The 23,630-nt window shown below is 68.6% G+C and carries 25 protein-coding genes; 6 read left to right on the forward strand and 19 right to left on the reverse strand.

Going from position 1 to position 23,630, the window contains the following annotated elements; genetic code table 11:
- Window positions 1-45: 45 nt before the first annotated feature.
- On the reverse strand, window positions 46-1,176 hold the full coding sequence (locus ASC61_RS05405; protein ID WP_056210243.1) for a MalY/PatB family protein: 1,131 nt from the start codon (window positions 1,174-1,176) through the stop codon (window positions 46-48).
- 121 nt (window positions 1,177-1,297) lie between these two features.
- On the opposite strand from ASC61_RS05405, the gene ASC61_RS05410 reads away from it, so the two are divergent.
- The 3 genes from ASC61_RS05410 to ASC61_RS05420 are packed head-to-tail and all read left to right on the forward strand — an operon-like array spanning window position 1,298 to window position 4,018.
- Window positions 1,298-2,386 carry a ferredoxin reductase gene (locus ASC61_RS05410; RefSeq protein ID WP_056210244.1) on the forward strand — a complete coding sequence of 363 codons (1,089 nt, stop codon included), beginning with the start codon at window positions 1,298-1,300 and terminating at the stop codon, window positions 2,384-2,386.
- A 28-nt stretch (window positions 2,387-2,414) separates the two neighbouring features.
- Window positions 2,415-3,602 (forward strand): fatty acid desaturase family protein, encoded by a 1,188-nt coding sequence (locus tag ASC61_RS05415; RefSeq protein ID WP_056210246.1) that lies wholly within the window; start codon window positions 2,415-2,417, stop codon window positions 3,600-3,602.
- Window positions 3,599-4,018: a hypothetical protein gene (locus ASC61_RS05420; RefSeq protein WP_056210248.1), complete on the forward strand. Its 420-nt coding sequence runs from the start codon at window positions 3,599-3,601 to the stop codon at window positions 4,016-4,018. Before ASC61_RS05415 ends, ASC61_RS05420 begins: the two co-directional genes overlap by 4 nt.
- Before the next feature lie 8 nt (window positions 4,019-4,026).
- On the opposite strand, the gene ASC61_RS05425 is transcribed toward ASC61_RS05420, so the two are convergent.
- From ASC61_RS05425 to ASC61_RS05435, 3 genes are all read right to left on the reverse strand, one after another.
- Complete coding sequence (locus tag ASC61_RS05425; RefSeq protein WP_056210250.1) at window positions 4,027-4,890, reverse strand: aldo/keto reductase; 864 nt, start codon at window positions 4,888-4,890, stop codon at window positions 4,027-4,029.
- 40 nt (window positions 4,891-4,930) lie between these two features.
- Window positions 4,931-6,622, reverse strand: a complete 1,692-nt coding sequence (locus tag ASC61_RS05430; protein ID WP_082530481.1) for an AbfB domain-containing protein — start codon at window positions 6,620-6,622, stop codon at window positions 4,931-4,933.
- A gap of 127 nt (window positions 6,623-6,749) precedes the next feature.
- A complete protein-coding gene (locus ASC61_RS05435; protein ID WP_056210251.1) occupies window positions 6,750-7,187 on the reverse strand; it encodes a nitroreductase family deazaflavin-dependent oxidoreductase in 438 nt (145 codons plus the stop codon).
- A gap of 57 nt (window positions 7,188-7,244) precedes the next feature.
- Here ASC61_RS05435 and ASC61_RS05440 point away from each other — a divergent pair, with 57 nt between their 5' ends.
- On the forward strand, window positions 7,245-8,222 hold the full coding sequence (locus ASC61_RS05440) for an aldo/keto reductase (protein WP_056210254.1): 978 nt from the start codon (window positions 7,245-7,247) through the stop codon (window positions 8,220-8,222).
- A 3-nt stretch (window positions 8,223-8,225) separates the two neighbouring features.
- On the opposite strand, the gene ASC61_RS05445 is transcribed toward ASC61_RS05440, so the two are convergent.
- Window positions 8,226-9,107, reverse strand: a complete 882-nt coding sequence (locus tag ASC61_RS05445) for a glycoside hydrolase family 16 protein (protein WP_162243649.1) — start codon at window positions 9,105-9,107, stop codon at window positions 8,226-8,228.
- Between the two features lie 395 nt (window positions 9,108-9,502).
- Between ASC61_RS05445 and ASC61_RS05450 the strand changes: the two genes are divergently transcribed.
- Both ASC61_RS05450 and ASC61_RS05455 read left to right on the forward strand, forming a co-directional pair.
- Window positions 9,503-9,757 carry a hypothetical protein gene (locus ASC61_RS05450; RefSeq protein ID WP_056210257.1) on the forward strand — a complete coding sequence of 85 codons (255 nt, stop codon included), beginning with the start codon at window positions 9,503-9,505 and terminating at the stop codon, window positions 9,755-9,757.
- Window positions 9,758-9,779: 22 nt separating this feature from the next.
- Window positions 9,780-10,436: a class I SAM-dependent methyltransferase gene (locus tag ASC61_RS05455; RefSeq protein ID WP_235503492.1), complete on the forward strand. Its 657-nt coding sequence runs from the start codon at window positions 9,780-9,782 to the stop codon at window positions 10,434-10,436.
- Here ASC61_RS05455 and ASC61_RS05460 read toward each other — a convergent pair.
- The 14 genes from ASC61_RS05460 to ASC61_RS05525 all read right to left on the reverse strand — a co-directional run bounded on the left by ASC61_RS05460 (window position 10,395) and on the right by ASC61_RS05525 (window position 23,630).
- Window positions 10,395-11,474, reverse strand: a complete 1,080-nt coding sequence (locus ASC61_RS05460) for a prenyltransferase (RefSeq protein ID WP_056210260.1) — start codon at window positions 11,472-11,474, stop codon at window positions 10,395-10,397. The two genes, ASC61_RS05455 and ASC61_RS05460, sit on opposite strands and share 42 nt — an antisense overlap.
- Window positions 11,474-12,199 carry a class I SAM-dependent methyltransferase gene (locus ASC61_RS05465; protein ID WP_200935396.1) on the reverse strand — a complete coding sequence of 242 codons (726 nt, stop codon included), beginning with the start codon at window positions 12,197-12,199 and terminating at the stop codon, window positions 11,474-11,476. The genes ASC61_RS05460 and ASC61_RS05465 overlap by 1 nt, the downstream gene beginning before the upstream one ends.
- The gene (locus ASC61_RS05470; RefSeq protein WP_056210261.1) at window positions 12,186-13,451 is read right to left on the reverse strand and encodes a glycosyltransferase family 4 protein; all 1,266 of its coding nucleotides are present in this window, start codon (window positions 13,449-13,451) and stop codon (window positions 12,186-12,188) included. The genes ASC61_RS05465 and ASC61_RS05470 overlap by 14 nt, the downstream gene beginning before the upstream one ends.
- Before the next feature lie 88 nt (window positions 13,452-13,539).
- Window positions 13,540-14,319, reverse strand: a complete 780-nt coding sequence (locus ASC61_RS05475) for an SDR family oxidoreductase (RefSeq protein ID WP_056210264.1) — start codon at window positions 14,317-14,319, stop codon at window positions 13,540-13,542.
- A 28-nt stretch (window positions 14,320-14,347) separates the two neighbouring features.
- Complete coding sequence (locus tag ASC61_RS05480; protein ID WP_056210266.1) at window positions 14,348-15,241, reverse strand: 3-oxoacyl-ACP reductase; 894 nt, start codon at window positions 15,239-15,241, stop codon at window positions 14,348-14,350.
- Window positions 15,238-15,438 carry a ferredoxin gene (locus tag ASC61_RS05485; protein WP_056210268.1) on the reverse strand — a complete coding sequence of 67 codons (201 nt, stop codon included), beginning with the start codon at window positions 15,436-15,438 and terminating at the stop codon, window positions 15,238-15,240. Before ASC61_RS05485 ends, ASC61_RS05480 begins: the two co-directional genes overlap by 4 nt.
- 49 nt (window positions 15,439-15,487) lie before the next feature.
- Window positions 15,488-16,279 (reverse strand): hypothetical protein, encoded by a 792-nt coding sequence (locus ASC61_RS05490; RefSeq protein ID WP_056210270.1) that lies wholly within the window; start codon window positions 16,277-16,279, stop codon window positions 15,488-15,490.
- A gap of 4 nt (window positions 16,280-16,283) precedes the next feature.
- A complete protein-coding gene (locus ASC61_RS05495) occupies window positions 16,284-16,775 on the reverse strand; it encodes a hypothetical protein (RefSeq protein ID WP_157439391.1) in 492 nt (163 codons plus the stop codon).
- Between the two features lie 11 nt (window positions 16,776-16,786).
- Window positions 16,787-17,920: an MCE family protein gene (locus tag ASC61_RS05500; RefSeq protein WP_056210274.1), complete on the reverse strand. Its 1,134-nt coding sequence runs from the start codon at window positions 17,918-17,920 to the stop codon at window positions 16,787-16,789.
- Complete coding sequence (locus ASC61_RS05505; protein ID WP_082530483.1) at window positions 17,917-19,245, reverse strand: MCE family protein; 1,329 nt, start codon at window positions 19,243-19,245, stop codon at window positions 17,917-17,919. Before ASC61_RS05505 ends, ASC61_RS05500 begins: the two co-directional genes overlap by 4 nt.
- Window positions 19,242-20,432, reverse strand: coding sequence for an MCE family protein (locus ASC61_RS05510; protein WP_162243650.1), 1,191 nt, complete (start codon window positions 20,430-20,432; stop codon window positions 19,242-19,244). Before ASC61_RS05510 ends, ASC61_RS05505 begins: the two co-directional genes overlap by 4 nt.
- Before the next feature lie 5 nt (window positions 20,433-20,437).
- On the reverse strand, window positions 20,438-21,424 hold the full coding sequence (locus ASC61_RS05515; RefSeq protein ID WP_056210280.1) for an MCE family protein: 987 nt from the start codon (window positions 21,422-21,424) through the stop codon (window positions 20,438-20,440).
- Window positions 21,424-22,491 (reverse strand): MCE family protein, encoded by a 1,068-nt coding sequence (locus tag ASC61_RS05520; RefSeq protein ID WP_056210282.1) that lies wholly within the window; start codon window positions 22,489-22,491, stop codon window positions 21,424-21,426. The genes ASC61_RS05515 and ASC61_RS05520 overlap by 1 nt, the downstream gene beginning before the upstream one ends.
- Entirely contained in the window at window positions 22,488-23,630 is a 1,143-nt protein-coding gene (locus tag ASC61_RS05525; protein WP_056210284.1) for an MCE family protein, read from the reverse strand. The genes ASC61_RS05520 and ASC61_RS05525 overlap by 4 nt, the downstream gene beginning before the upstream one ends.

The following is a 23,630-nucleotide window of genomic DNA, read 5'->3' on the forward strand; positions in this document are numbered from 1 at the left end:
GCTAGGTCGCCGACAGCACCTCGGCACGTCGAGCCGTACGCAGGCTCAGACGACGCGGCCCATCCGCTCGAGCGCCTCGGTGAGGATCTCCGGGGTCGTGCCGAAGTTGAGGCGTACGTGCCCCGCGCCGCTGCGGAACGGGAGGCCCGAGTTGACGGCGACCCGGCCACGCTCGAGGAACGCCGCCGCGGGGTCGTCGCCGAGTCCCAGCTCGCGGCAGTCGATCCAGGCCAGGAACGTGCCCGGCCCCTCAGCCCACCGCGCCCCGGGCAGGTGCGTCGCGAGGAGCTGGGCAAGCAACTTCCGGTTGTCGGCCAGGTCGGCGTGCAGGGCATCGAGCCAGTCGCCGCCTTCGCGGAACGCCGTCGTGTGCGCCAGGTCGCCGAAGTGGCTGGGTCCGTGGCCCACGACCTCAGGCAGCCGCGCCAGGTCAGCCGCAGCGTCCTCCCCCGCGACGAGCAGCGCCGCCTTCATGCCGGCGAGGTTCCACGCCTTGGTCGCCGACACCAGGCTGAACGCATTCGCCGTGTCCGGGACGCTGAGGTAGGGCACGAACCCCTCGGCGACCAGCGGAGCGTGGATCTCGTCGACCACGACCCGCACGCCGTACGTCTGCGCGAGGGCTGCGACACCGGCCAGCTCCGCCGCGGTGTGCACGACGGCGGTGGGGTTCTGCGGGTTGCACAGCAGGTAGGTCACCGGGCGACCATCGGCACCGGCGTGGATGAACGCCGCCTCTAGCGCGTCGAGGTCGAGGCGGCCCTCCTCGCTGAGCGGCGCCTCGACGACGGCCCGGCCGGCGTGCTCGACGTACCCGAAGAACGGTGGATAGACCGGCGGATTGACCACGACCGGGTCACCCGGTGTCGAGACCAGGCCGAGTGCCTCGACGATGCCCGTCATGACGTCGGCGACCAGCGCCGTGCGGCTTGGATCGACACTCCACGACCACCGCTCGTCGGCAAACGCGGCGAACGCCTCGGCATAGCCGGCTCCGTGCGGATAGCCCGTGTCGCCCTCGGCCACCGCACGGCTCACCACACGCGCGATGGGTTCGGCCAGGCGTACGTCCATCTCGGCCACCCAGAGCGGAAGGACGTCCGGCTCGTACTCACGCCACTTCACGCTCGTGCGGCGGCGCAGGTCCTCGAGGGTCAGGTCGCGGAGCGGATGCATGCCCCCATCATGATCGGCGTCACGCAATGCGCATCACAGCGACCTTGACCTTGCGGGTTCAGTGAACACGTGTAACCCTGAATTGTAACCCCGAGTTACACCTTCGAGCCGGAGAGTCCACATGCCCAAGCCGCTCACCGCACGCACCCCGGCGTTGCAACGTCTCCGCAAGGCCGCGCACGCCCTCACCACCCCCCTCGCGCCCGACGACTACCTCAAGCTGATCAACCCGTTGTGGTCCCAGCGCGAGCTGCGCGGCCGGATCGAGAAGGTCGTCCCGGAGACCGAGAACGCCGCGACCCTGGTGATCAAGCCGGGATGGGGCTGGTCGTGGGACCACCAGCCCGGCCAGTACATCGGCATCGGCGTCGAGCTCGACGGCCGCTTCCACTGGCGCTCGTACTCGCTGTCGTCGCCGCCCCTGGTCGAGGGCAAGACCGTCAGCATCACCGTCAAGGCGATGCCCGAGGGCTTCCTCTCCGAGCACCTGGTCAACGGCCTCGAGCCGGGCACCATCGTGCGGCTCGCCTCGCCGCAGGGCGACTTCGTGCTCCCCGACCCGCCACCGGACAAGGCGTTGTTCCTGGTCGGCGGCAGCGGCATCACGCCCGTCATGTCGATCCTGCGCACGCTCGACCGGCGCGACACCCTCCCCGACGTCACGCTCGTCTACTCCGCCCGCACCGAGGACGACATGATGTTCGTCCACGAGCTGCGCGTCATGGCGATGCGCTATGAGAACTTCACGTTCCACGAGCGGTTCACCGACGCCGACGGCATGTTCACTCCCGAGCAGCTCGACGACGTCTGCCACGACTGGATGGACCGCGAGACGTGGGCCTGCGGGCCCGGCCCGATGCTCGACGCGTTCACCGAGCACTATCAGCGCCTCGGCCGCGAGGAGCACATCCACGTCGAGCGCTTCACCCTCAACACCGCCGGAGGCGAGGCGGCCGGCGGCATGGTCACGTTCGGCGTCGGCGGCCCGACCGTCCAGGTCGACGGCGCCACCACGTTGCTCGAGGCCGGCGAGAAGGCCGGCGTCAACATGCTGTTCGGCTGCCGCATGGGCATCTGCCACACCTGCGACGTCCCTCTCGCGTCAGGCCGCATCCGCGACCTGCGCAGCGGCGAGGAGCACGACAACCCCAACGAGTACATCCAGACCTGCATCTCGGTCGCCGCCGGCGACTGCACCCTGACCCTCTAGCCCAACCTCCCCACAGAAGGAGACACCCATGGCATTCGCAGACGTACGCGAGTACACCCACCTGACCGACGAGGAGGTCGAGGCCATCGGCCGCGAGCTCGACGAGATCCGCGCCGAGGTCGAGGCCGATCGAGGCCAGGCCGACCGTGACTACGTCACCCGCGTCATCACGCTCCAGCGGCGCTTGGCCGCCGCCGGTCGGATCACGCTGTTCGCAAGCTTCTTCCCGCCGGCGTGGCTCCTCGGCACCGCCCTGCTGGGCTCGGCCAAGATCCTGGAGAACATGGAGATCGGTCACAACACGATGCACGGCCAGTGGGACTGGATGAACGACCCCGAGATCCACTCCAGCAACTGGGAGTGGGACACCACCCAGCCCGCCGAGCAGTGGAAGCACTCGCACAACTACATCCACCACCAGTTCACCAACGTGCTCGGCCACGACAACGACATCGGCTACGGCATCCTGCGGATGTCGCGCGACCAGAAGTGGACGCCCTACAACCTGGGCCAGCCGATCTACAACTTCTTCCTCGCTGCGTTCTTCGAGTGGGGCGTCGCCCTGCACGACCTCGACATCGAGGCGATCCGCAAGGGCAAGAAGGACCCGGCGCTGCTCAAGAAGCAGCTCAAGCAGATCGGCCAGAAGGTCGGCAAGCAGGGGTTCAAGGACTACCTCATGTATCCGCTGCTGACCGGTCCTGCGTTCTTCAGCACGCTGAGCGCCAACTTCACGGCCAACATCATCCGCAACTTCTGGTCCTACATGATCATCTTCTGCGGTCACTTCCCCGACGGTGCCGTGCACTTCACGGAGGAGGAGCTGGAGGACGAGACCCGCGCGGAGTGGTACCTCCGACAGATGCTCGGCTCGGCCAACTTCGAGGGCGGCAAGCTCCTGCACGTCATGAGCGGTCAGCTCGGCTTCCAGATCGAGCACCACCTGTTCCCCGACCTGCCCAGCAACCGCTACGCGCAGATCGCGGTCAAGGTGAAGGACCTCTGCAAGCGCTACGACATCCCGTACACCACAGGCCCGCTCCACAAGCAGTACGGCCAGACGCTGCGGACGATCATGAAGCTCTCGCTGCCCAACCGGCGCACGAGCGACAACCCGGCGCCACTGTCGCCCCGCAAGCGCCGCCGTCTCGACGACGCCGAGCGGCCGGTACGCCGCACGGAGCTCGGCAAGTGGTCCGGCACGGCCTCGGTATGAGCACGGCGCTCGACGGCCGGCCCAGGGCCGGCGGGCTGCCGGTGCCGTTCGCGTGCGAGGACGACGACGGGGCGCTCGACCACTCGCACGTGGTCAAGCGCCGCGCCATCCGCTGTGCGCTGAGCCGCATCTGCGGCATCTGCGGCGAGACGTTGACCCGGCCCATCGCCTTCCTCGGGCCTGAGGACGAGGCGGCCGACGGGCAGTTCGTCTTCCCGCCGACCCACCTCGAGTGCGCCGAGGCGGCGCTCACCTTGTTCGCCCCGATCGGGGGACGGCATCTGGGTCAGGCCGAGCCGCCCCTGCGCTGGTCACTCGTGACGACCGGTGGCTTCGACCTCGTCCGGCCCGGCCGCAGGGGCGGCGCCGTGTCGTTCCGTCCCAACTCGGTGATCGAGACCACGACGTACGACTGAGGCCGCCGTCAGACGGCGTCGGACAGCGCCTGGAACTGTTCGTCGGTCAGCTCGATGGCCGCACCGCCGAGGTTGTCCTCGAGGTGCGACACGGACGACGTGCCGGGGATCGGCAGGATGACCGGCGAACGCCGGAGCAGCCACGCGAGCGCGAGCTGGGACGGCGTCGCGCCCTGCTCCTTGGCGATCTCGACGAGCGGGCCGCCGTCCTTGACCAGTCCGCCCGTCGCGAGCGGGAACCACGGGATGAACGCGATGCCCTCGTCCGTCACGTGGTCGAGGAGTGCCTCAGCGCGCCGGTCGGCGAGGTTGTAGAGGTTCTGGACCGACACGATCTCGGCAGTCTTCTGCGCCTCCTTGAGCTCGTCGACGGTCACCTCGCTGAGGCCGATGTGGCGCACCTTGCCCTGGTCCTGCAGGTCCTTGAACGCGCCGACCTGGTCGGCGACCGGGACCTCGGGGTCGATGCGGTGCAGCTGGATCAGGTCGATACGGTCGACGCCGAGGCGGCGCAGGCTGAGCTCGACCTGCTGCTTGAGGTAGGCGGGACGGCCGACGGGGATCCACTCGCCGGGACCCGTGCGGGTGAGGCCGGCCTTGGTGGCGACCACGACGTCGTCGGCGTACGGGTGCAGTGCCTCGCGGATGATCTCCTCGGACACGTTGGGGCCGTAGGAGTCCGCGGTGTCGATGAACGTCACGCCGAGCTCGACCGCGCGCCGCAGCACCCGGACGGCTTCGTCACGATCACGGGGCTCGCCCCAGACACCGTCGCCGGTGATCTGCATCGCGCCATATCCGAGGCGGACGACCGGGAGGTCGCCGCCGAGCTGGAACGTGCCGGACGTGGTTGCGGAGAGTGTGGAAGTCATGCCGTGGTCAAGGACCCGTGGCGCCGAGTTATTCCGGTGCCTAGTCGACCATGCGGAACGTCGCATCGGCGCGGGCGGTCGCGCTCCGGATCACGTCGAGCCGCACGCCCAGGCCGTGGTGCCGAAGGTGGCGGTCGGGGTAGTTGTGCGCCCTCAGGGACGTCAGCCGTGCGTCTGCCAAGCCGGCGACCGGGATGAACGTGGCATGCGCGGCGAACCCCTTGGAGTGGTCGTTCCGCACGAGCCGCAGCTCGAAGCCGCGGTGGCGCAGGAAGTACCCGGGCGCGTCAACGGCTTCGAACGACACGCGCCCGCGAGTCCGGCCGGCGAGGCCGGGGACGACTCGGAACTCCGAGGAGGTGAGCGGCATCGACGTGGGCTGGAGCCGGATTGCCGACCCCGCATGACGTACGTACCGCTGCGGTTGGTTGAAGCTCTGCAGCCGCGTCATCCGGCGACCGGTCCCGGCGACGTACTGCGTGAGGGTGCCGAACCCCAGCTGGTCGTACCCACCGGAGTTCGGGCCGTAGTCGCCGCCTCCGCCGTCGGGTCGCAGGCTGGCAGCGATCTCGGCGACCCACGGCGTGGCCAGCCCTCGACGGCCGGAGTAGTGCCCGAGCACCTGGTCCCACACGGGGCGCGCCTGCCCGCGGCCGCCCGCGCCCGGCACGGTCTGCGTGTGCCACCCCGCGTGTGACGCCGTCGTGGCGCGAGGGCCGGACTGCCACGTGTAGGGCGTGAAAGGCACGTCATGACCGAGGTTGTACTTCGCCACGTACTCGGCGGCCTTCAGGAACCGGTTGTCGTCCGCGCCATAGCAGTCGATGCCCTGGTTCCACGCCATCTCGCAGAACGCCCCCATGAGGCCGATGCCCATGATCGTGTGCCCCTGGTCGCGGCCGCTCTCCTGCCACTGGGCCAGCCCGTCGCCGTGGAGGTACGGCACCGCGTGCGCGAGGGAGCCGTTGCCGGCGCCGGTGTGGAAGTAGTCGACGGCGCGGTCCACGAGGTCGTCGCGGTCGGCGAAGATGCCGATCGCGAGGGTCGATGCCATGTTGCAGAGGTCCCAGTTGGCCCAGTAGTTCGTGATCACCGCGCCGTTGTGGTCGGTGAGGAACTGCTCGTTCATCGGGTGGAAGATCGTCAGCAGCATGTCGCGGAACCGACCGAGCTCGAAGTCGGGACGGTCGCGCACGAGCTCGGCCGCGTTAGCGAACTGATAGCCGTAGATGCCCGCGGCGAGAAAGCGGTCGGCATTGCCGGTCACCGTCTTCAACGTGCCGGACCAGGCGTTGAGGATCCGCACTGCGGCGGCGCCGTGTGCCTCCTCGCCGGAGATGCGCCACCGCAAGGCGTTCTGGTACGCCGCGTGGATGTCGGTGAACAGCGGGCCGTAGTTCTGACCGGTGCCGCCCCGGATGACGGTCTCGACCGGGCGGGGAGACCAGGTCGCGCGCGACCGGCCGTTCGCGGTGAGCCGCCCCCAGCCGCCAGTCCACGGCTCGGCGCCGAGGTGACGGGTCATGCGGTCGAGGTCCGCGAGCGTGTGGAGGAGTCCCGGATGCGCGTACGTCGAGGCAGCCACCGAGGCAGCGGCGGCGGGTTCGCCGAGCCACAGCGGTGCGCCGGATGCCGCGAACGCCGTCAGCGGCACTGCCAGGGATGCCGCCCTGACGAACGACCGGCGCGAGATTCCTGGGGCTGATGGCAGCGCATCGCGATTCGTCGACATCGTCGTCCATTCGTGTGGAGGGGTACGCCGGATCGCGAAATCCGTTGTCCGGAATCCTCACACACGGGCGGGCTCACCTGGTCGCACCCACGCGCAGCGTCCCGCGGGGTGAGACCAGGTGATCGCGTCACTCGACAGGCGTCAGCAGGAAGACCGGAATGATCCGGTCGGTCTTCTTCTGATAGTTCTCGTAGTCCGGCCAGACCTCCACCGCCCGGGCCCACCAGATCTCCCGCTCCTCACCGCTGAGCTCACGCGGCACGTAGTCCTTGCGGACCGGACCGTCCTGCAGCTCGACCAACGGCGCATTGACGACGTTGTAGTACCAGCTCGGGTGCTTCGGTGCTCCACCCCGCGAGGCCACGACGGCGTACTCGCCGTCGTGCTCGACCCGCATCAGTGCGGTCTTGCGCAGCTTGCCCGAGGTCGCGCCGAGCGTTGTCAGCAAGATGATCGGGCGCCCTTGCAACGTGTTGCCCTCGGCGCCGTTGGTGCTCTCGAACAGCTCGGCCTGCTCGCGGGCCCAATCGGACGTGCTCGGTGCGTACTCTCCGGTCAATGGCATGACTCCAGACTGCCAGACCTGCCAACACCGCGCCGCGGGGCACGGCATGATCGACCCATGGAGCGCGTGACGCTGGGAACCAGCGACCTCGAGGTGTCAGCCGTCATCCTCGGCTGCATGAGCTACGGCGACCCGGCTCGCGGCACGCATCCGTGGTCGCTGCCCGAGGAGCAGAGCCGCCCGTTCATCCAGCAGGCGCTCGACGCCGGCATCACGACGTTCGACACCGCCAACATGTACTCCGACGGCAGCAGCGAGGAGATCGTCGGCCGGGCGCTCGCGGACTTCGCCCGCCGCGAGGACGTCGTCATCGCGACCAAGCTGTTCTACCCGATGGGTGGCGACCCCTCGAGCGGCGGACTGTCCCGGCCCGCCGTGCTGACCCAGATCGACGGGAGCCTCCGGCGGCTCGGCACGGACTACGTCGACCTCTACCAGATCCATCGCTGGGACCCCGAGGTCCCGATCGAGGAGACCATGGAGGCCCTTGACGAGGTGGTCAGGGCCGGCAAGGCGCGCTTCATCGGGGCGTCCTCGATGTATGCCTGGCAGCTCGCCCAGGCCCAGCACGCCGCCGACCTCAACGGCTGGGCCCCGTTCGTCTCGATGCAGGACCAGTACAACCTCGTGCAGCGCGAAGAGGAGCGGGAGATGCACCCGTTCTGCCTCGACGAGGGCATCGGCGTGATCCCGTGGAGTCCACTCGCGCGCGGCCGGCTCACCCGCGACTGGGACGACCTGAGCACGACCCGCAGCGCGGGTGACGCGGTCGCCAAGGGCTACTACCGGCAGGCCGAGGAGTCGGACCGGGCGATCGCCGCGGCCGTCGGCGCGATCGCCGCCGAGCGTGGGGTCTCCCGCGCCCAGGTCGCGCTGGCATGGGTGCGTCAGCACGACGTCGTCACGGCGCCGATCGTCGGTGCGACCAAGCCGCTGCACCTGGCCGACGCGGTGGCCTCGCTCGAGCTCACGCTCAGCGCCGACGAGATCGCCCGACTCGAGCAGCCGTACGTCCCCCGGCTGCCCGAGTTCTGACGATCAGGACCAGACGCGCACCCAGTCGACGTCGGTCGTCGCCGGCAACGGCGTCGACGTGGCGTTGAAGGTGTTCGTTCCCGTGCCGAGCACCTGGGTGAGCAGCACGGCGTAGGGCTGGTCGAACGGTTGCGGTGACGTCAACGGAGCCGCGGGGTTGAACGTGTGCGTCAAGCATGCCGTGTCGTTGTGGCTGATCGTGATCCCGGTCGTGGTCCACTCCGCGACGTACGTGTTGAACACCGACGGGTCGAGCTTGCAGGACCAGTTGGTGACGGGCGAGCTGTCGTCCGCCGTGTTGTAGTGGATGTAGGGGATCGAGCGATCCGGGTACTGGCTGTAGAACTCGGTCACGTCGATCTCGCCGGAAGCGGGCCACGCACCGTACTTGAGGGTGGCCGGGTACATCCAGAGCGCGGTCTGGACGCCGGGCACCTTGACTGCCGGGAACTTCGCCCGGAACTCGAACCGACCGTAGGTCTGCGCGAACTTGCCGGTCGTCGTCACGCCGCCGCTGGTGTACTGCGTGGTGTAGGCGCCGTACGGGCTCCTGCAGGTGAACGCCGCGGCCTCCTTGCGCGTCGTCAGGTGGAGGCTGCCGCCCGACACGGAGACGTTACGGCTGCTGTTGACCAGGCACTCCGGCCCGGCATGCATGCCGGTCGCAGCGGTCTGCTGGACGGCCCACTTCTTGCCGTCCAGCGTGCCGGTGTTGAAGTCGTCGGCGAACGTGCACTTCCATGCCGTGCCATCGGGCTTGTAGATCGTGGTCCCGCACGTGGGAGCCGGCTGCGGGGTCGGCCACCACCAGACGGCACTCGCGGGCGCGGTGGTCGCCACGACCATGGTGACTGCCCCTGCCAGTGCCAGGGCTGCACGTCTCATCTGGGTTGCTCGGATCATTGCGGTACTCCCTCTCGGTGTCGTCGCCAAGAGGCCCGCTCACGCCCCCGTCCATGCACGCCCGTCGTCCAGTGCTGAGCGTTCGACTCGCGACATCGATCCGACGAATCCGGCCGGAGCCGGTTCTCCCTTCGGCGGACCGCGGTCACGGGTGACATGACCTGCCAAGCTCCCTCTTGACTTGCTCACGGTAGCCCTCTGATCAGCGGGTTCGCCGGGAAATGCGGATACTTTCGGCCGCCGGGACTTCGGTGTGATTCTCGTCAAATATGAACAGACTGACTCCAAAGCGCCTCGGGATGCAGAACAATGGAGCCACGGGAGATGAAGGGGCGAGGCATGCTTGCGATCGCGCGGACACGTGATGAGGCACTGGCATGCGCTACTACGTCCTGAGCACCCCCGCCGGCGACGAGGTCGTCCGCCTCAGCGGCGGCTCCGCGGCATACTTCGAGACGTCGACCGGGCGCTGGGTTCCCGACCCGCTCCTCGCCGCCGAGGTGCGCTTCGGTGGCGAATGGCGGCAGGTCGAGTCGCACGAGCTTCCTCCCGGCGTGGCGCCGGTCAACGAGGAGCAGCCGCGGCTCCGGAAGTCCCGATCGCTGCGACGCGGCCGGCACACCCGCAAGTGACCGCAGCGGGCAGACTGTCCTCGTGAACTCCGAGATGCCCGCAGACCTGTTCGCCCATGCCGTCGCGGCCAAGGGCTTCATGCCGGAGGACGAAGGTGCCTTCCTGCACCGCGTCGCCCGCGAGCGGCTCCCCCACGGCCCGGCACTCGAGATCGGTACGTACTGCGGCAAGTCCGCGATCTATCTCGGCGCCGCAGCGCGCGAGGTCGGTGGCGTCGTGCTCACGATCGACCACCATCGCGGTTCCGAGGAGAACCAGTCGGGCTGGGAGCACCACGACGCCTCCCTCGTCGACGCGGAGTTCGGCCTCATGGACACCCTCCCGGTGTTCCGCCGGACCATCGCCCGCGCCGGCCTCGAGGACCAGGTCACGGCGGTCATCGGCCGTTCGACCAGCGTGGCGACCTGGTGGCGTACGCCCGTCAGCCTGCTCTTCATCGACGGCGGTCACGCCGAGGAGCACGCCCAGAACGACTACTCGGGCTTTGCCCACTGGCTCGTGCCGGGCGGCGCCCTGGTGATCCACGACGTGTTCGAGCGGCCGGAGGACGGTGGCCAGGCGCCGTTCCACGTCTGGCAGCGCGCCGTCGCCTCGGGATCGTTCGAGCCGCGCGAGACAGTCGGCTCGATGCGGGTGCTAGCGCGTACCCGGGGAGACGCCGGCGAACCGGTCGGATGACGGGCAGTCGCACTCGAACGCGATGCCCTCGAAATCGACCCCGATGTGGTGACCGGTCATCACGCCGGCCCCCGGAGTCGTGCCGGTGAGCACGTCCCACGCGAGGATCACCGCCGCCGCGGTGTAGGTCGTCTGCTCGGCCGGCCAGTTGACGTTCTCGGGGAAGACGAAGCCGGTCCAGTAGTCGCCGCTGTCGGTGCGCAGGTGCTGCATGTCCGCGAACAGCTGCTCGGCCCGCGGGTCGCCGGCGGCCTTGAGCGCCATCGCCAGCTCGCACGTCTCGGCGCCGGTCACCCATGGGTTGGTGCTGACGCAGCGGATCCCGAGGCCGTCGACCACGAACGTGTCCCACTCCGAGGCCAGCAAGGCATCGGCGGCCGGGCCACGCACGGCGCCACCGAGCACCGGGTAGTACCAGTCCATCGAGAATGTCGACTTGTCGAGGAATCTGTCGCGGTGCTGGCGGAGGGCATGCCCGAGCCGGCCACCCGCGAGCTCCCACTCCGGCTGCGGCTCCCCCATCAGCTCGGCGAGGGCGACACCGCAGCGGAGCGACTGGTAGATGCTCGAGCTGCCCGCCAGCAGGGCCTCGCGGTTGACCGTGGCAGGGCCGTCGGCGTCCCACTCCCGCGACCACGCCATGCCGCCGAACGGCAGCTGCAGGTCGACGACGAGGTCCAGCGCGCGGCGTACGACGGGCCACATGCGCTCGACGAACGCGCGGTCCTGCCGGATCTTCCAGTGGTGCAGGACGCCGACGGCGATGTAGGCCGCCATGTTGGACTCGCTGCTGGCGTCCTCGACCCGGCCGCCGACGATCTTCATGGGCCAGGAGCCGTCGGCGCGCTGCGTGCGGGCACACCAGTCGTACGCGGCAGCGGCGGCCTCGACCTGACCGCCGACCACGAGGGCCATGGCCCCTTCGACGTGGTTCCAGGCATCGGTGTGCTCGCCGGTGGTCCAGGGGATCGCCCCGTCCGGCTCCTGCATCGCGGCGATGCCGGCAGCCGTCTGGGCGATCTGGTCAGCCGTCAGCATCACGCGTCCGGCTTGCGCAGGTAGAGCACCATGCTCTTGCCGATCAGCGGGTTGAGCGCCTTCTCGGCGAGGCGCGTCGCGGTGCTGTAGCCCCGCGTCTTCATGATGTCCCAGACCAGCACCTGGTGGTACGCCTTGACGAGCGGGTGGTTGTCGTTCTTCACGCCGACGGCGCACTTGAGCCACCAGTAAGGCGAGTGCAGGCCGTGGGCGTAGTCGATGCCGTCGAAGGTCATGCCCGCGTTCTGGAGCTTGCCGATCAGCTCCTTGTCGGAGTAGATCCTGATGTGGCCGCCGGGCGTGTTGTGGTAGTCCTCGGACAGCTTCCAGCACACCACCTCGGGCAGCCAGCGGGGCACCGTCACGGCCATGGTCCCGCCGGGCCGCAGGACGCGTACGAGCTCACCGATCGCCTGGATGTCGGCGGGGATGTGCTCCAGCACCTCGGACGCCACGACCCGGTCGAACTCGCCGTCGGCGAACGGCAGCGACAGTGCGTCGCCCTCCTTGATGTCGGCCGAGGCGCCCTCGGGAACCTCGCCGGCCTCCTTCATGGCGCCGAACAGCTCGAGCACCCCGGCCAGCTCGTCGGCGTCCTGGTCGAACGCGATGACGTCGGCGCCGCGGCGATACATCTCGAACGCGTGGCGCCCGGCGCCGCAGCCCATGTCGATCACCCGGTCGCCCGGGCGCAGCCCCAGACGGTCGAAATCAATCGTCAGCACGGTTGTCTCCCTTGTGTTCTGATGCCGCGCTCGCGGCGATGACCTCTTCGTACGCTGCTGCGGTCGCGCTCGCGACGGCGCGCCAGCTGAACAGCTCCAGCACGCGCTCACGACCGGCGCGGCCCATCGCCTCGCGGCGGGCCGGGTCGTCGAGGAGCTCCTCGATCGCGGCTTCCAGCTCGCCGACGTCACCCGGAGGCACGAGCGTGGCGCACGCGCCGTCCTCGCCGACGACCTCGGGGATCGCACCTGCCCGGCTGACGACGAGCGGTGTCGCGCAGGCCATCAGCTCGGCGGTCGGCAGCGAGAATCCCTCGTAGAGCGATGGCACGCAGGCGACCTCGGCCGATCCCATGACGTCGACCAGCTCGGCATCGCTGATGCCGTTGACGAACGACACGTGCTCGGCGATGCCCAGCTCGTCGATGAGCCGTTCGGTGCGGCCGCCCGGCTTGAGCGTCGTGACCAGCAGGAGCTCGACGTCACGCTCGGTGCGCAGCTTGGCGAACGCCTCGAGCAGCGTCGCGATGCCCTTCATCGGTGCGTCGGCACTGGCCATCGCCACGATGCGGCCCGGCACCCGCGGCGCGGTCGGCGGCACGAACACGTCGTCGACGCCGAGGGTGATGACCTCGAGTCGCGACGGGTCGACGCCGAAGTCCGTCACGATGTCACGCCGGCTGGACTCCGAGACCGTCAGGATCTTGGGCAGCTGTCGGGCGACCTTCTTCTGCATGCCGAGGAACCCGTACCAGCGGCGGAGGCTGAGCTTCTTGCGCAGGGTCGGCGCGTTGGCGATGTCGATGCGCCGGTCGAACGTGATCGGGTGGTGGATCGTCGTGATCAACGGGAAGCCCTGCTCGGCGATGTCGAGCATGCCGGAGCCGAGCGTCTGGTTGTCGTGGACGATGTCGAAGTCACCCTGGCGGCCCTTGAGCAACCGGGCCACGCGCTTGCTGAACGTCCTGGGCTCGGGGAATCCCGCGGTCCACATCGTCAGGACCTCCTCGACGTCGATGAGGTCGCGGTACTCCTTGGGCCGGGGCGTGCGGAACGGGTCGGGCTCGCGATAGAGGTCGAGCGACGGGACCTTGGTCAGCGTGACGCCCTCGTCGAGCTCCGGATAGGGCTGGCCCGAGAACACCTCGACGGTGTGCCCGAGCGCCACGAGCTCGCGACTGAGGTGGCGTACGTAGACGCCCTGACCGCCGCAGTGTGGCTTGCTGCGGTAGGACATGAGTGCGATGCGCAAGGGCCGCCTCCGATTGACTGTCTGGAACTGATTTGTATCACTCGTTGACACATCGTCAACGACTCGCCTCGGGGATGAGGCGGTCATCTCACGACGCGCCGCCCTGTCCGCTGTTGCCGGGATAGAACGAATGCGTGGCCGTGACGCCGCCATCGACCGCGAACTCGCCGCCGGTCGTGTAGCCGCTCTCGTCGCCGGCGAGGTACACGTACAACGGCGCGACGTCGTCGGGCGTCCCCACTCGTTCGAGCGGTACGCGCGTCGCGCCCCACTGCATCGCGGCCTCGCCGCCGACCTCGCGGGTCATGCCCGTGTCGATCATGCCGGGGTGCACCGAGTTGACCCGGACGCCGTACGCACCGAGCTCGACCGCGGCCGCCTTGGTCATGCCGCGGATCGCGAACTTGGTGCCGGTGTACGCCGTGAGGGAGGCCATGCCGGCGAGGCCCTCGACCGACGAGCAGTTGATGATCGAGCCCTGGCGCTGGCGCTTCATCGCCGGTGCCACGGCCCGCATGCCGAGGAAGCAACCGCGCATGTTGACGCTGATCAGCAGGTCGAGGTCGTCCAACGGCATCGTGTCGACCTCACCGAAGCGCAGCACGCCGGCGTTGTTGACCAGCACGTTGGCCGGGGCGCCGAGGAGGCCCTCGGCGTCGACGATCAGCTGGTCCCACGACGCAGGGTCGCTGACGTCGTGGCGGCAGTAGGCCGCCGCGTCGCCGAGCTCCTCGGCCAGGGCCTCGCCGTCGGCGACGTCGGCGATGATGACGCGCGCGCCCTCACCGACGAACGCGCGCGCGATGGCGGCACCCTGTCCTTGAGCGGCGCCGGTGATGATCGCGTGCTTGTCCTTGAGACGGGACATGGTTCTCCTCGGTGAAGGGTGGTGTGGGTCAGAGCGAGAGGACGGAGTCGGCGGCGAACGAGACCTCGGGATCGCGTTCGGCGAAGAAGCCGCCGAGCGTACGGTCGAGCTCCTCGGTGGACCAGAGCTCGCCTTCGGTGTCGAACCTGCGCTCGACGACCGGGGCGGCCAGCAGCGCGACCATTCCTCCGTAGACGACGAACACCTGGCCGCTGATGCGGCTGGCCGCAGGCGAGGCGAGATAGGCGACGAGGGGTGCCACGTGGTCCGCGCTGTAGGGGTCGACGGCGCTGCCGGACTCGTCGGGGCCGAACACGTCGGCCGTCATCGCGGTGCGTGCTCGAGGACAGATGGCGTTCGCGCGTACGCCGATGCGGGAGAGACCGCGTGCGGTCGTCAAGGTGAGCGCGGCGATGCCCCCCTTGGCGGCGGCATAGTTGGCCTGGCCCGGCGAACCCGTGAGGAACGCCTCTGAGGCGGTGTTGATGACGCTCGCGTCGACCGTCGCGCCGGTCTCCTTGGCGACCTGGCGCCAGTGGGCCGCGGCGTTGCGGGAGAGCAGGAAGTGACCGCGCAGGTGGATGCGGAGCACGAGGTCGAACTCCTCGTCGGACATGTTGAACAGCATCCGGTCGCGGGTCACGCCGGCGTTGTTGACCACGATGTCGAGCGCGCCGAAGCTCTCGAGAGCGGTCTGCATGATCAGGTCCGCGGTCGACCGCTCGCCCACGTCGCCTGCGGCGATCGCCACCTCACCACCCAGAGCCTTGATCTCCGACGCGGTGTCGTCGGCGGCGCCGGGCAGGTCGTTGAGCACGACGCGCGCGCCGGCAGTCGCCAGCGCGATCGCCTCGGCACGGCCCAGGCCCGCACCAGAGCCCGTGACGACGGCGACCTTGCCGTCGAGTGACGTCCCCGTCATGCGTCGTTCGCGATGCGCAGCGCCGACTTGGGACACGAGGCGACGGCGCGCTCGACGCGAGACCGGTTCTCGTCGGTCACCGTCGGATCCTCGACCTGCAGCATGTCGTCGTCATCGACGAAGAACATGTCAGGTGCCATGGCCTCGCACAGGGCGTTCGACTCACACGCGTCGAAATCGACCTCAACCCTTGCCATCAGCGATTCGCCTCCTCGCTTCACACACAGAACTAGAACGTGTTCTAGTCTAGCCCAGCATCTTCAGTTTGGATATGGCCCAGTCACCGCCACCGCGGGTCAGGGTGATCACGAGGCTGTTCTGCAGTGCCTGCTGGTTGGCGTTCTTGCCGGTGCCGGCGGTCGTCGTCTGGTTGACGAACACCAGGACCCTGGCCTTGTGCTCGGTCGCGCTGATGATCGCCGACGACACCGCGACGGTCTGGAGCACGATCTTGTTCTTGGTCGTGTTGGCGCGGACCTCGGCCATCGTGCTGTCGTACTGCTTGCGGAACGCCGGAGTCATCCGCGCGCGGGCGACCTCCATGTCGTTGGCCAGGGTCTTGTAGTCGTACGAGAGGGTGCGCTGCGCGAGGTCGGCGCCGGCGACCAGCACCTCGGTGCGCGCATCGTCGCCGACGAGCGCTCCGCCGGGGGCGACCGTGGCCGAGCCCTGCTCGGCCTGCCACCACAACGTGCCGACGCCGGCCGCGGCGAGCACGACCAGCACCGAGAGCACCAGGGTCAGCCGCTGGTGCAGAGAGAGTCCCTCGAACCGCGCGCGAGGCGCGGCCTTGGCAACCTCGACCTCGTCGGCGTCGCCCGTCTCCTCGGCGACCTCAACGACCTCGGATGCGGCTTCGGGAGCAGCCTCGGCTCGTGGCCGGAACCTGGTCCGGGTCTGCTCGGTCGTGGGTGCCCCGGACTCGGCGTCGATCAGCGGAGTCACGTCCGAGTGGCAGAACCGGCACCGGATCGCGGACGCCTTGATCGTCTCCGCGCAGAACGGGCAGACTCGTTGGTCACGCTTCAGCTTCGCCATCGCGTTATCCCACGAACTCGAGCTGGGAGACGAGCCACCGGTCGTCCTTCTTGACCATCGAGAGCTTGATCCGCCAGGACCGGTCCTCGACCTTGCCGTTGGTGCCCTTGTTCTGCACCTTGCTGCCGGCGGCCACGAACACCGTCGCGGCATCGGGGTCGACCTCGCCCAGTCCGATCTCGCCCACGCTGCCCTTGGAGATCGACTCCTGGGCGACCGCGGTCTCCTTGAGGGACTTCACGGATGACTGGTACTGCTTCTTGAACGTCCCGGTCGCGCCGTCGAGCACGCGAGCGGTCAGCTCGTCCATCTTCTTGTGGTCGACCGTGAGGAACGCCATCGTCTCGGCACGCGCCGCCCGGGTGATGTCGGAGTACTCCGAGGACTGCGCCTCCGACTTCGTGCTGCCCGGCGCCGCCGCGTCGCCACGTACGGCGAACATCACGAGCCAGGCGCAGAGAGCCAGCAGCAGCACGCCGAGCACTCCGTTGATCACGGTCGTACGGTTCACTCGTCGCCCCCGGCCAGTTCCTTCTTCCAGTCGATCGGGTCAGGCGCGTACTTCATGCCACGCATGTTCACCGGTGGGCCGGACGCGCACTCGGCTGGGTAGTACGGCACGAAGCTCTCCTTGGACGTTGGCTGCCATTGTCCGGGTGGGAGGTATCCCTCCGTGCACGCGGGCGGGTTCTGGTTGAGGTTGAGGTGGACCCGGCCGAACTTCTGGTCGCCCGGTGTGAGCGCCGAAGGGCCCGCCGCGACGAGTCGCGGGAAGGTGACGAGCAGCTGCTCGAGCGCCGGGAGCCGGGCATCGAGCACCTCGGTGACGCTCGTCAGGTGCTTGAGCGCCGGCGGCAGCTCGGTCCGCAGCGTCTTCATCAGGCTCCTGAGCTCGTCGGCCGCAGGGCCGCCCTTGGCGAGGATGCGCCGGACGTCGGCGTCCGAGGCGGCCAGCGTACCGGTGAGCGCCGCGAGATCACGCGCGAAGGACCGGATCTCCTCGGCATGGTCCTGCTGCGTCTGGAGGACCGTCTGGGCGTTGTCGAGGAGGTCGATCGTCGCCGACTCGTTGTCGGCCGCCGACTCGATGAACTCCTGCGTGCTGTCGACCATCGACCGGATGGGGTTGGCGTTGTCACGGAACATCGTGCCCAGCTCGCTGACGACGGTGTTGAGCTCGCTGCCGTTGAGGCTCGAGACGAAGTGGCTGAGGTCCTGCAGCAGCACGTCCTCGCCCAGCGGCAGGCTCTCCTTGGTGCCGTGCACCGTGTCACCGTCCTTGAGCACGGGCCCCTTCTTGGAGGCCGGCTCGAACGAGACGTACTGCTCCCCCACGACGCTGAGGTTGTGCACGAAGACCGGCGAGCTGGCCGGCACCTTGGTGTCGTGCTCGAGGGCGAGATCGACCCTGAGACCGTCGTTGTCGACCTCCATCTTGGCGACCTTGCCGATCCTGACGCCGCGATAGGTGACCTCGCTGCCCTCGTAGAGACCGCCGGAGTCCGGCAGCACCACGTGCACGGTGTAGCCCCGTCCGAGCGCCTGGTCGACGAAGCCGAGGTAGGAGGCGCCGATGTAGAGGGTGCCGAGCGCGCTGAGGAGCACGAACGCGATGAGCCTGACCTTGATGCCACGCCTCATGACGATCCGCCTCCCAGGAGTCCTTCGAGCAGCTTCGCCAGCGCACCGCCGGAACCGCCGCCGGTGGCGCCCGGGTCCGGAGTGGTCGTGCCGGGAGTGTCCGTCGAGCCCGAGGAGGCCGGCGGCTTGGCGGCGCCGCTCTCCTTCTCGGCCTTGGCCAGCGCAGCGGCCACGTCGTCCACCGTGGTGTCCTTGCACAGCGGCAAGGTGGCGAGCACCGAGCAGAGCTGATCGACGGCGTCGCCCGCCGGTGAGCAGATCGGGGCCGCCGGGGTGGCCCGGCACAACGTGACGACGTCCTGGAGCGTCGTGGGCAGCAGGCCACCCTCGCTGATCGGCGTCAGCTTGATCTGCATCTTGAACACGACGTTGGCGAAGTCACCCTTGATCGCCGCGGCGGCGTCGACGGGGAACGGATAGCTCGCAGCTGCCACGAGGCCCGGCACGAGCGAGTCGCCCGTGTCGGAGAGCCTGCGCAGGACCGGCTCGAGGTGGGCGAGCTCGGCGATCAGGTCGTCCTTGGTCTCGTTGACGACACGGGTGCCGACGTCACCGAGGCGATCGAGCTCGGACAGCATGCGGACCAGCTGCGTGTGCTGGTCACGGAGGACGTCGATCGCCGGCCCGGCGGCGTCGAGCGCGTCGCCGATGGTCTGCTTCTCAGCGACGAGCGTGCTGCTGAGGCCGTTGATCGACTCCATGGCCTGGACGATGTCGCCCTTCTGCGAATTCAACGTCCTGACCAGCGTGCCGACCTCGCCCAGGACGTCGCGGATCTTGCCGGTGCGGCCGTCCATCATCTCGTTGAGCTCGTGCGTGATGCTCTGGATCTGGCCCACGCCGCCACCCGTCAGCACGAGGGACAACGCACCGAGGACTTCCTCGACCTCGGGATTGCGGCCCGTGCGACCGATGGGAATGACGTCGTTGGGGCCGAGGCGACCCGTGCTGGCCGCCTTGCCATCCGGATCGGCCGGCGGCGCTGACAGGGCGACGAACTTCTCGCCGAGCAGGCTGGTCTGGCGGATCTGCGCCTCGGCGTCAGCGGGCAGCACGACGTCCTTGCGGACCAGCATCGTGACGCGCGCGTGCCAGCCGACGCGGGTGACCGACTCGACCTGTCCCACGGGGACGTCTCCGACCATGACCGAGGACCGCGGGACGAGGTTGAGGGCGTCGGCGAAGTCGGCCTTGATCGTGAAGCCGTTGTCGTGGTTGACCTTGTTGCCCGGCAACGGGACGTCGTAGATGCCACTGAATCCGCAGCCGCTCAGCAGGAGCGCAAGCACCGTGCCCATGGCCACGCGAAGACGAAGGCTCGTCATGAGCCACCTCCCAGCAGCTCGAGCAGCGCCGGCAGGCCGGTCTTGGGGCCGGACGACGGCTGCTGGGGCGTGACGGGCGCCGAGGCGGTCGGCTGCTTGGCCGGCTTCTGCGTCGTGGTGGACTGGCCCGACGTCGTCGGCAGGATCGGCTGGAGCAGGTTGGTGAGGGTCGCGCAGATCGACTCCGGCGTGCCGATGTTGACCAAGGTCTGGCACAGGAACTGGTCGGGCCGGAACTGCAGGCCCGGCGCGACCTGGACACGAGAGCCGTAGGTGCCCGTGCTGGGCTCGAACGCCAGGGCGAGGTTGCTCATCGCCAGCGAACCCTTCTGGACGACCAGGCCGAGGGCGTCCTTCTGCCGGTCCACGCGCTCGAGCAGGCTGCTCAGCAGGTTGATGTCCTTGCCGAGCGTCGCCCGGTTCTCGTGCACGAAGCCCTGCACCGAGCCGAGCACCCTCGCGAGCGAGGCCAGGACGTCCTTGAGCTCGTCGCGCTCACCGGCGAGCTGCCCCGAGACGGACGACAGGTCCTTGACGAATGTCTGGACGGTCGAGTCGTTCTGGGCCAGCGTGTCGGTGATCTGCGCCAGTGCACGGACGTTGTCGAACAGCGGTCCACGGTTGTCCGCGAACACCTCGGCGGCGTTCGACAGGTTGCGGATCGTCTTGGACCCGAGCGCGCCGTTGCCGTCGAGCGCTTTGGCGCCGGCCGAGAGCAGGTTGTCGAGCGCGCCCTTGGTCGAGCCGGACTTGGGTCCCAGCGTCACGGCCAGGTCGTCGAGCGACTTGAACATGCGGTCGAGCTCGATCGGGGTCTGGGTCCGCGAGAGCGGGATGTCGCCGTGGTCGGGCATCGCCGGGCCCTTGGAGTAGGCCGGGAAGACCTGGACGTAGCGGTCTGCCACCAGGGTCGGCGTCACGACGGCGGCCTTCGCGTCGGCCGGCAGCTTGTATTCCGAGTCGTACTTCAGCTGGACCCGGACGCTGTTGCCCTCCGGGACGACCGAGGTGACCTCACCGACACGCACACCCATGATCCGGACGTGCGTCCCCTTGTAGACCCCGACCGCGCGATCGAAGTGCACCGTGACGGTCCGCGACGGCTCGCCCGGCACGACGACCCACGCGACGAGCATCAGCATCGCGGCGATCAGGGCCACGCCGATGACCTGCATGCGCCTGCTCAAGCCCCTCATTTGGCACCTCCGGGCTTTGTCGGCAGGAACTCGCCGGTGAAGACGCCCGTGATGTTGGGGACGTACGCGTCGAACCAGGGGCCGCTGCCGACGATGTTGCCGAGGATGTTGACGTACGGCCCGTAGTTGTGGATCAGCGTCTCGATCTGGTTCTCCCGCGCGTGCAGGAACGACAGCACGTTCTCGAGCTTGTCGAGCGTCGGCTTGAGCTGCTTGCGGTTGTCCTGGACGAGGCCCTGGAGCTCGGCGGCCAGGTTGTTGGCGTTGACGAGCAGCTCGTGGATCGTCTGCTTGCGCGTCTGCAGCTCCTGGAAGACCAGGTTGGCTTCCTTCATCAGCGTCACGAGGTCGCCCTTGCGCTCGTCGAGCAGCTGCGTGACGTTGCTCGAGCGGCGCAGCAGCTTCTCGATCTCCTCGTCGCGTGAGGCGATCGTCTTGGAGAGACGGGACAGCCCGCTGAAGCTCGTGTGCACCTCGGGCGCCGCTGAGTTGATGACCTCCGCGAGCGAGTCCAGCGCCGTCGTGAGGTTTTTCTTGTTGGTCTGCTCGGTCTGTGTCGTGAGCTCGCCGAGCGTGCTGACGATGTCGAACGTGACGTCGGTGCGCGACAACGGAATGGTGGCGCCGGCCGCCATCGTGCCGCTGCCCTCGGGCTTGATGTTGAGGAACTTCTCGCCCAGCAGGCTCTTGACCTCGACGCTGGCCCGCGTCGAGCGGCCCAGGGTCGCACCCGAGACGTCGAAGTCGACGACGACCTTCTGGGTGCCGATGCTCAGCTTGTTGACGCGGCCCACCCGGATGCCGGCGACCTGGACCTCGCTGCCGGTGCGCAGGCCCGACGCGTCGGTGAGCTCGGCGTGATAGGTCGTGCCCCGCAGCCAGGGCAACTTCTGCAGGTTGAACGACGCGACCATCACGAGCAGCAGCATCGCCAAGGAGATGATGCCGATCTGCAGGATGCGGGAGTCATTGCGGCGTGCCATCACTGACACCTCTTCGCGCGGCTGTAGAGCGTGAAGTCCGACATCTGCTTCTGCGCCGAGGCCGGCAGCGCGTCCATGATCGCGCTGGGCAGGACGACGCCGCCGTGGAACTCACAGAGGTAGTAGTTGTACCAAGAGCCGTAGACGCCGATGCGGGTCTGCTTCGCAAGCATCGACGGCAGCGCGTCCAGCGTCTGGTCGAGGTACTGCTTGTTCTGGGGCTTCGCGAGCACCGTGAACAGGCGGCGGAGCTGCGCGACGTCCTGCTTGAGCAGCGGCCGGCCGTCGGTCAGCAGGTCCGCGACCGACTTGCTGACGGCCGAGATGTTGGTCAAGGACGAGCCGATGACCTTGCGGTCCTTGGCCAGGTCGCCGAACCACGAGCGCATGCTCGTCAGCAGCTCGTCGAGCTGCTGGTGGTGGTCGTCGACCGTCGTCATCAACGTGCTCAGGTTGGTGATCACGTCGCCGATGAGCTGATCGCGATCGGCCAGCGTGTTGGTCAGGGACGCGGTGTTGGCGAGCAGCTGTTGCACCGTGCCGCCCTCACCCTGGAGCACCTGGATGAGGTTGAGCGACAGCTCGTTGACGTCCTCGGGGCGCAGCGCCGCGAAGAGCGGCTGGAAGCCCTGGAAGAGCTCGGTCAGGTTGAGCGCGGGCGTCGTGCGGTCGACCGGCAGGGTCGCCGACGGCCGCAGGCGGGTCGAACCCTCCTTGCCCTCCGACAGCGACATGTAACGGTCGCCGATCAGGTTGAGGAACCGGATGCTGGCCCGCGAGTCCTCGGTGACCGGGACGTCGTCCTGGACCTCGAACGTCACGAGCGCCTGGTCGCGGTGGTAGATCTTGACGTCCTTGACCTTGCCCACGACGACGCCGGCGATGCGTACGTCATCACCCGACGTCAGCTCCGAGGCGCTCGTGAACACGGCCTTGTACTGCACCAACGAGCCCATGCCGAAGTTGCCCATGATCACGACGAGTCCCGCGGTCACCAGGACCGAGACCAGGGTGAAGATGCCGAGCTTGATCGCCGCGATGGCGAACGTCGTGTCGCGGCTGGTCATCCGATGCCCCCGTCCGGATCGTCCTTGTCGGAGCCGTCCTTGAGGGGCTCGAAGGGGGCCGGTACCAGGTAGTTGTCCGGCAGCCCGAGGCACCACGGGCCGTGCCCGACCTCGCCGTACTCGGGCGCGTCTGCGGCGGTGTAGGCACTTCGCTGGGGGGCGCCCAGCTCGAGCGTCTGGTGGATGATGCCGCCCTGGAAGACGTTGCTGGCGTTGGGCCGCTGACGGTCGAGCCCGGTCAGCAGGCACTTGAGCTCGGGCGAGTAGGTGTCGAGCAACGCCAGCAGCGGCCGGCCCGACCGGGTCTGGTCGATCAGCGCCTGCTCGTTCTCGGACAGCGTCACGCGGGTCGTGCTGGCGAGTCCGGTGATGCTGCCGAGGGCCCGGTCGAGCTCGCCCTGCTTGTCGGTCAGCGTCTTGGCGGTCACGGTCGCGTTGCGCAGCAGCCGGATCAGGTCGGGCGCGGCCAGGTCGTACGTGTGGGAGACCTGCGACAGCAGCGACAGGTCCTTGCGCAGCGTGGGCAGCTTGACGTTGACCCGGTTGAGGTAGTCGTCCAGCACCTCGAACGTGTCGCCGAGCTGGTCGCCCTTGCCCTGCAGCCCGTGCGCGATGGCGTACAACGTCGCGTTGAGGTCGGCCGGCCGCACCGAGCGCAGGAGCGGGAACAGGTTGGCGAGGATGCTCTGGAGCGCGACGTTGGTCGTGACCCGCTCGTGCGGGACGACGGAGCCGTCGCGCAGGGTCTGGCCGGTCGCCGTGCCGGTCTTGGGCGGGATCAGCTGGATGTAGTTGCGGCCGAACAGCGTCGTCGGCAGGATCTGCACCTCGACGTTGCTGGGGATCGTGCGCGCCGAGTCGGGGTTGAGCGCCATCGTGATCCGGGCCCGCTTGCCGTCGCTCGCGATGCTCTTGACGTGCCCCACGAGGGCACCGTGCAGGCGTACGTCGCTGAACCTGGCGAGCTGCAGGCCGGCCCGATCAGTGACCACGGTGACGTTGGTGCTGTTGGTGAACGCCTTGTTGTAGATCGCGATCGACAGGCCGACCAGCAACGCGATCGAGACGAGGTAGGCCACACCGGCGACCCAGAGCCGTCGATGCTCCCGCGGGGTGTCGTGGACGAGGTTGACGAGCAT

Origin of the sequence: Aeromicrobium sp. Root344 (genome assembly GCF_001425755.1) — a bacterium.
Classification (GTDB): Bacteria; Actinomycetota; Actinomycetes; order Propionibacteriales; family Nocardioidaceae; genus Aeromicrobium.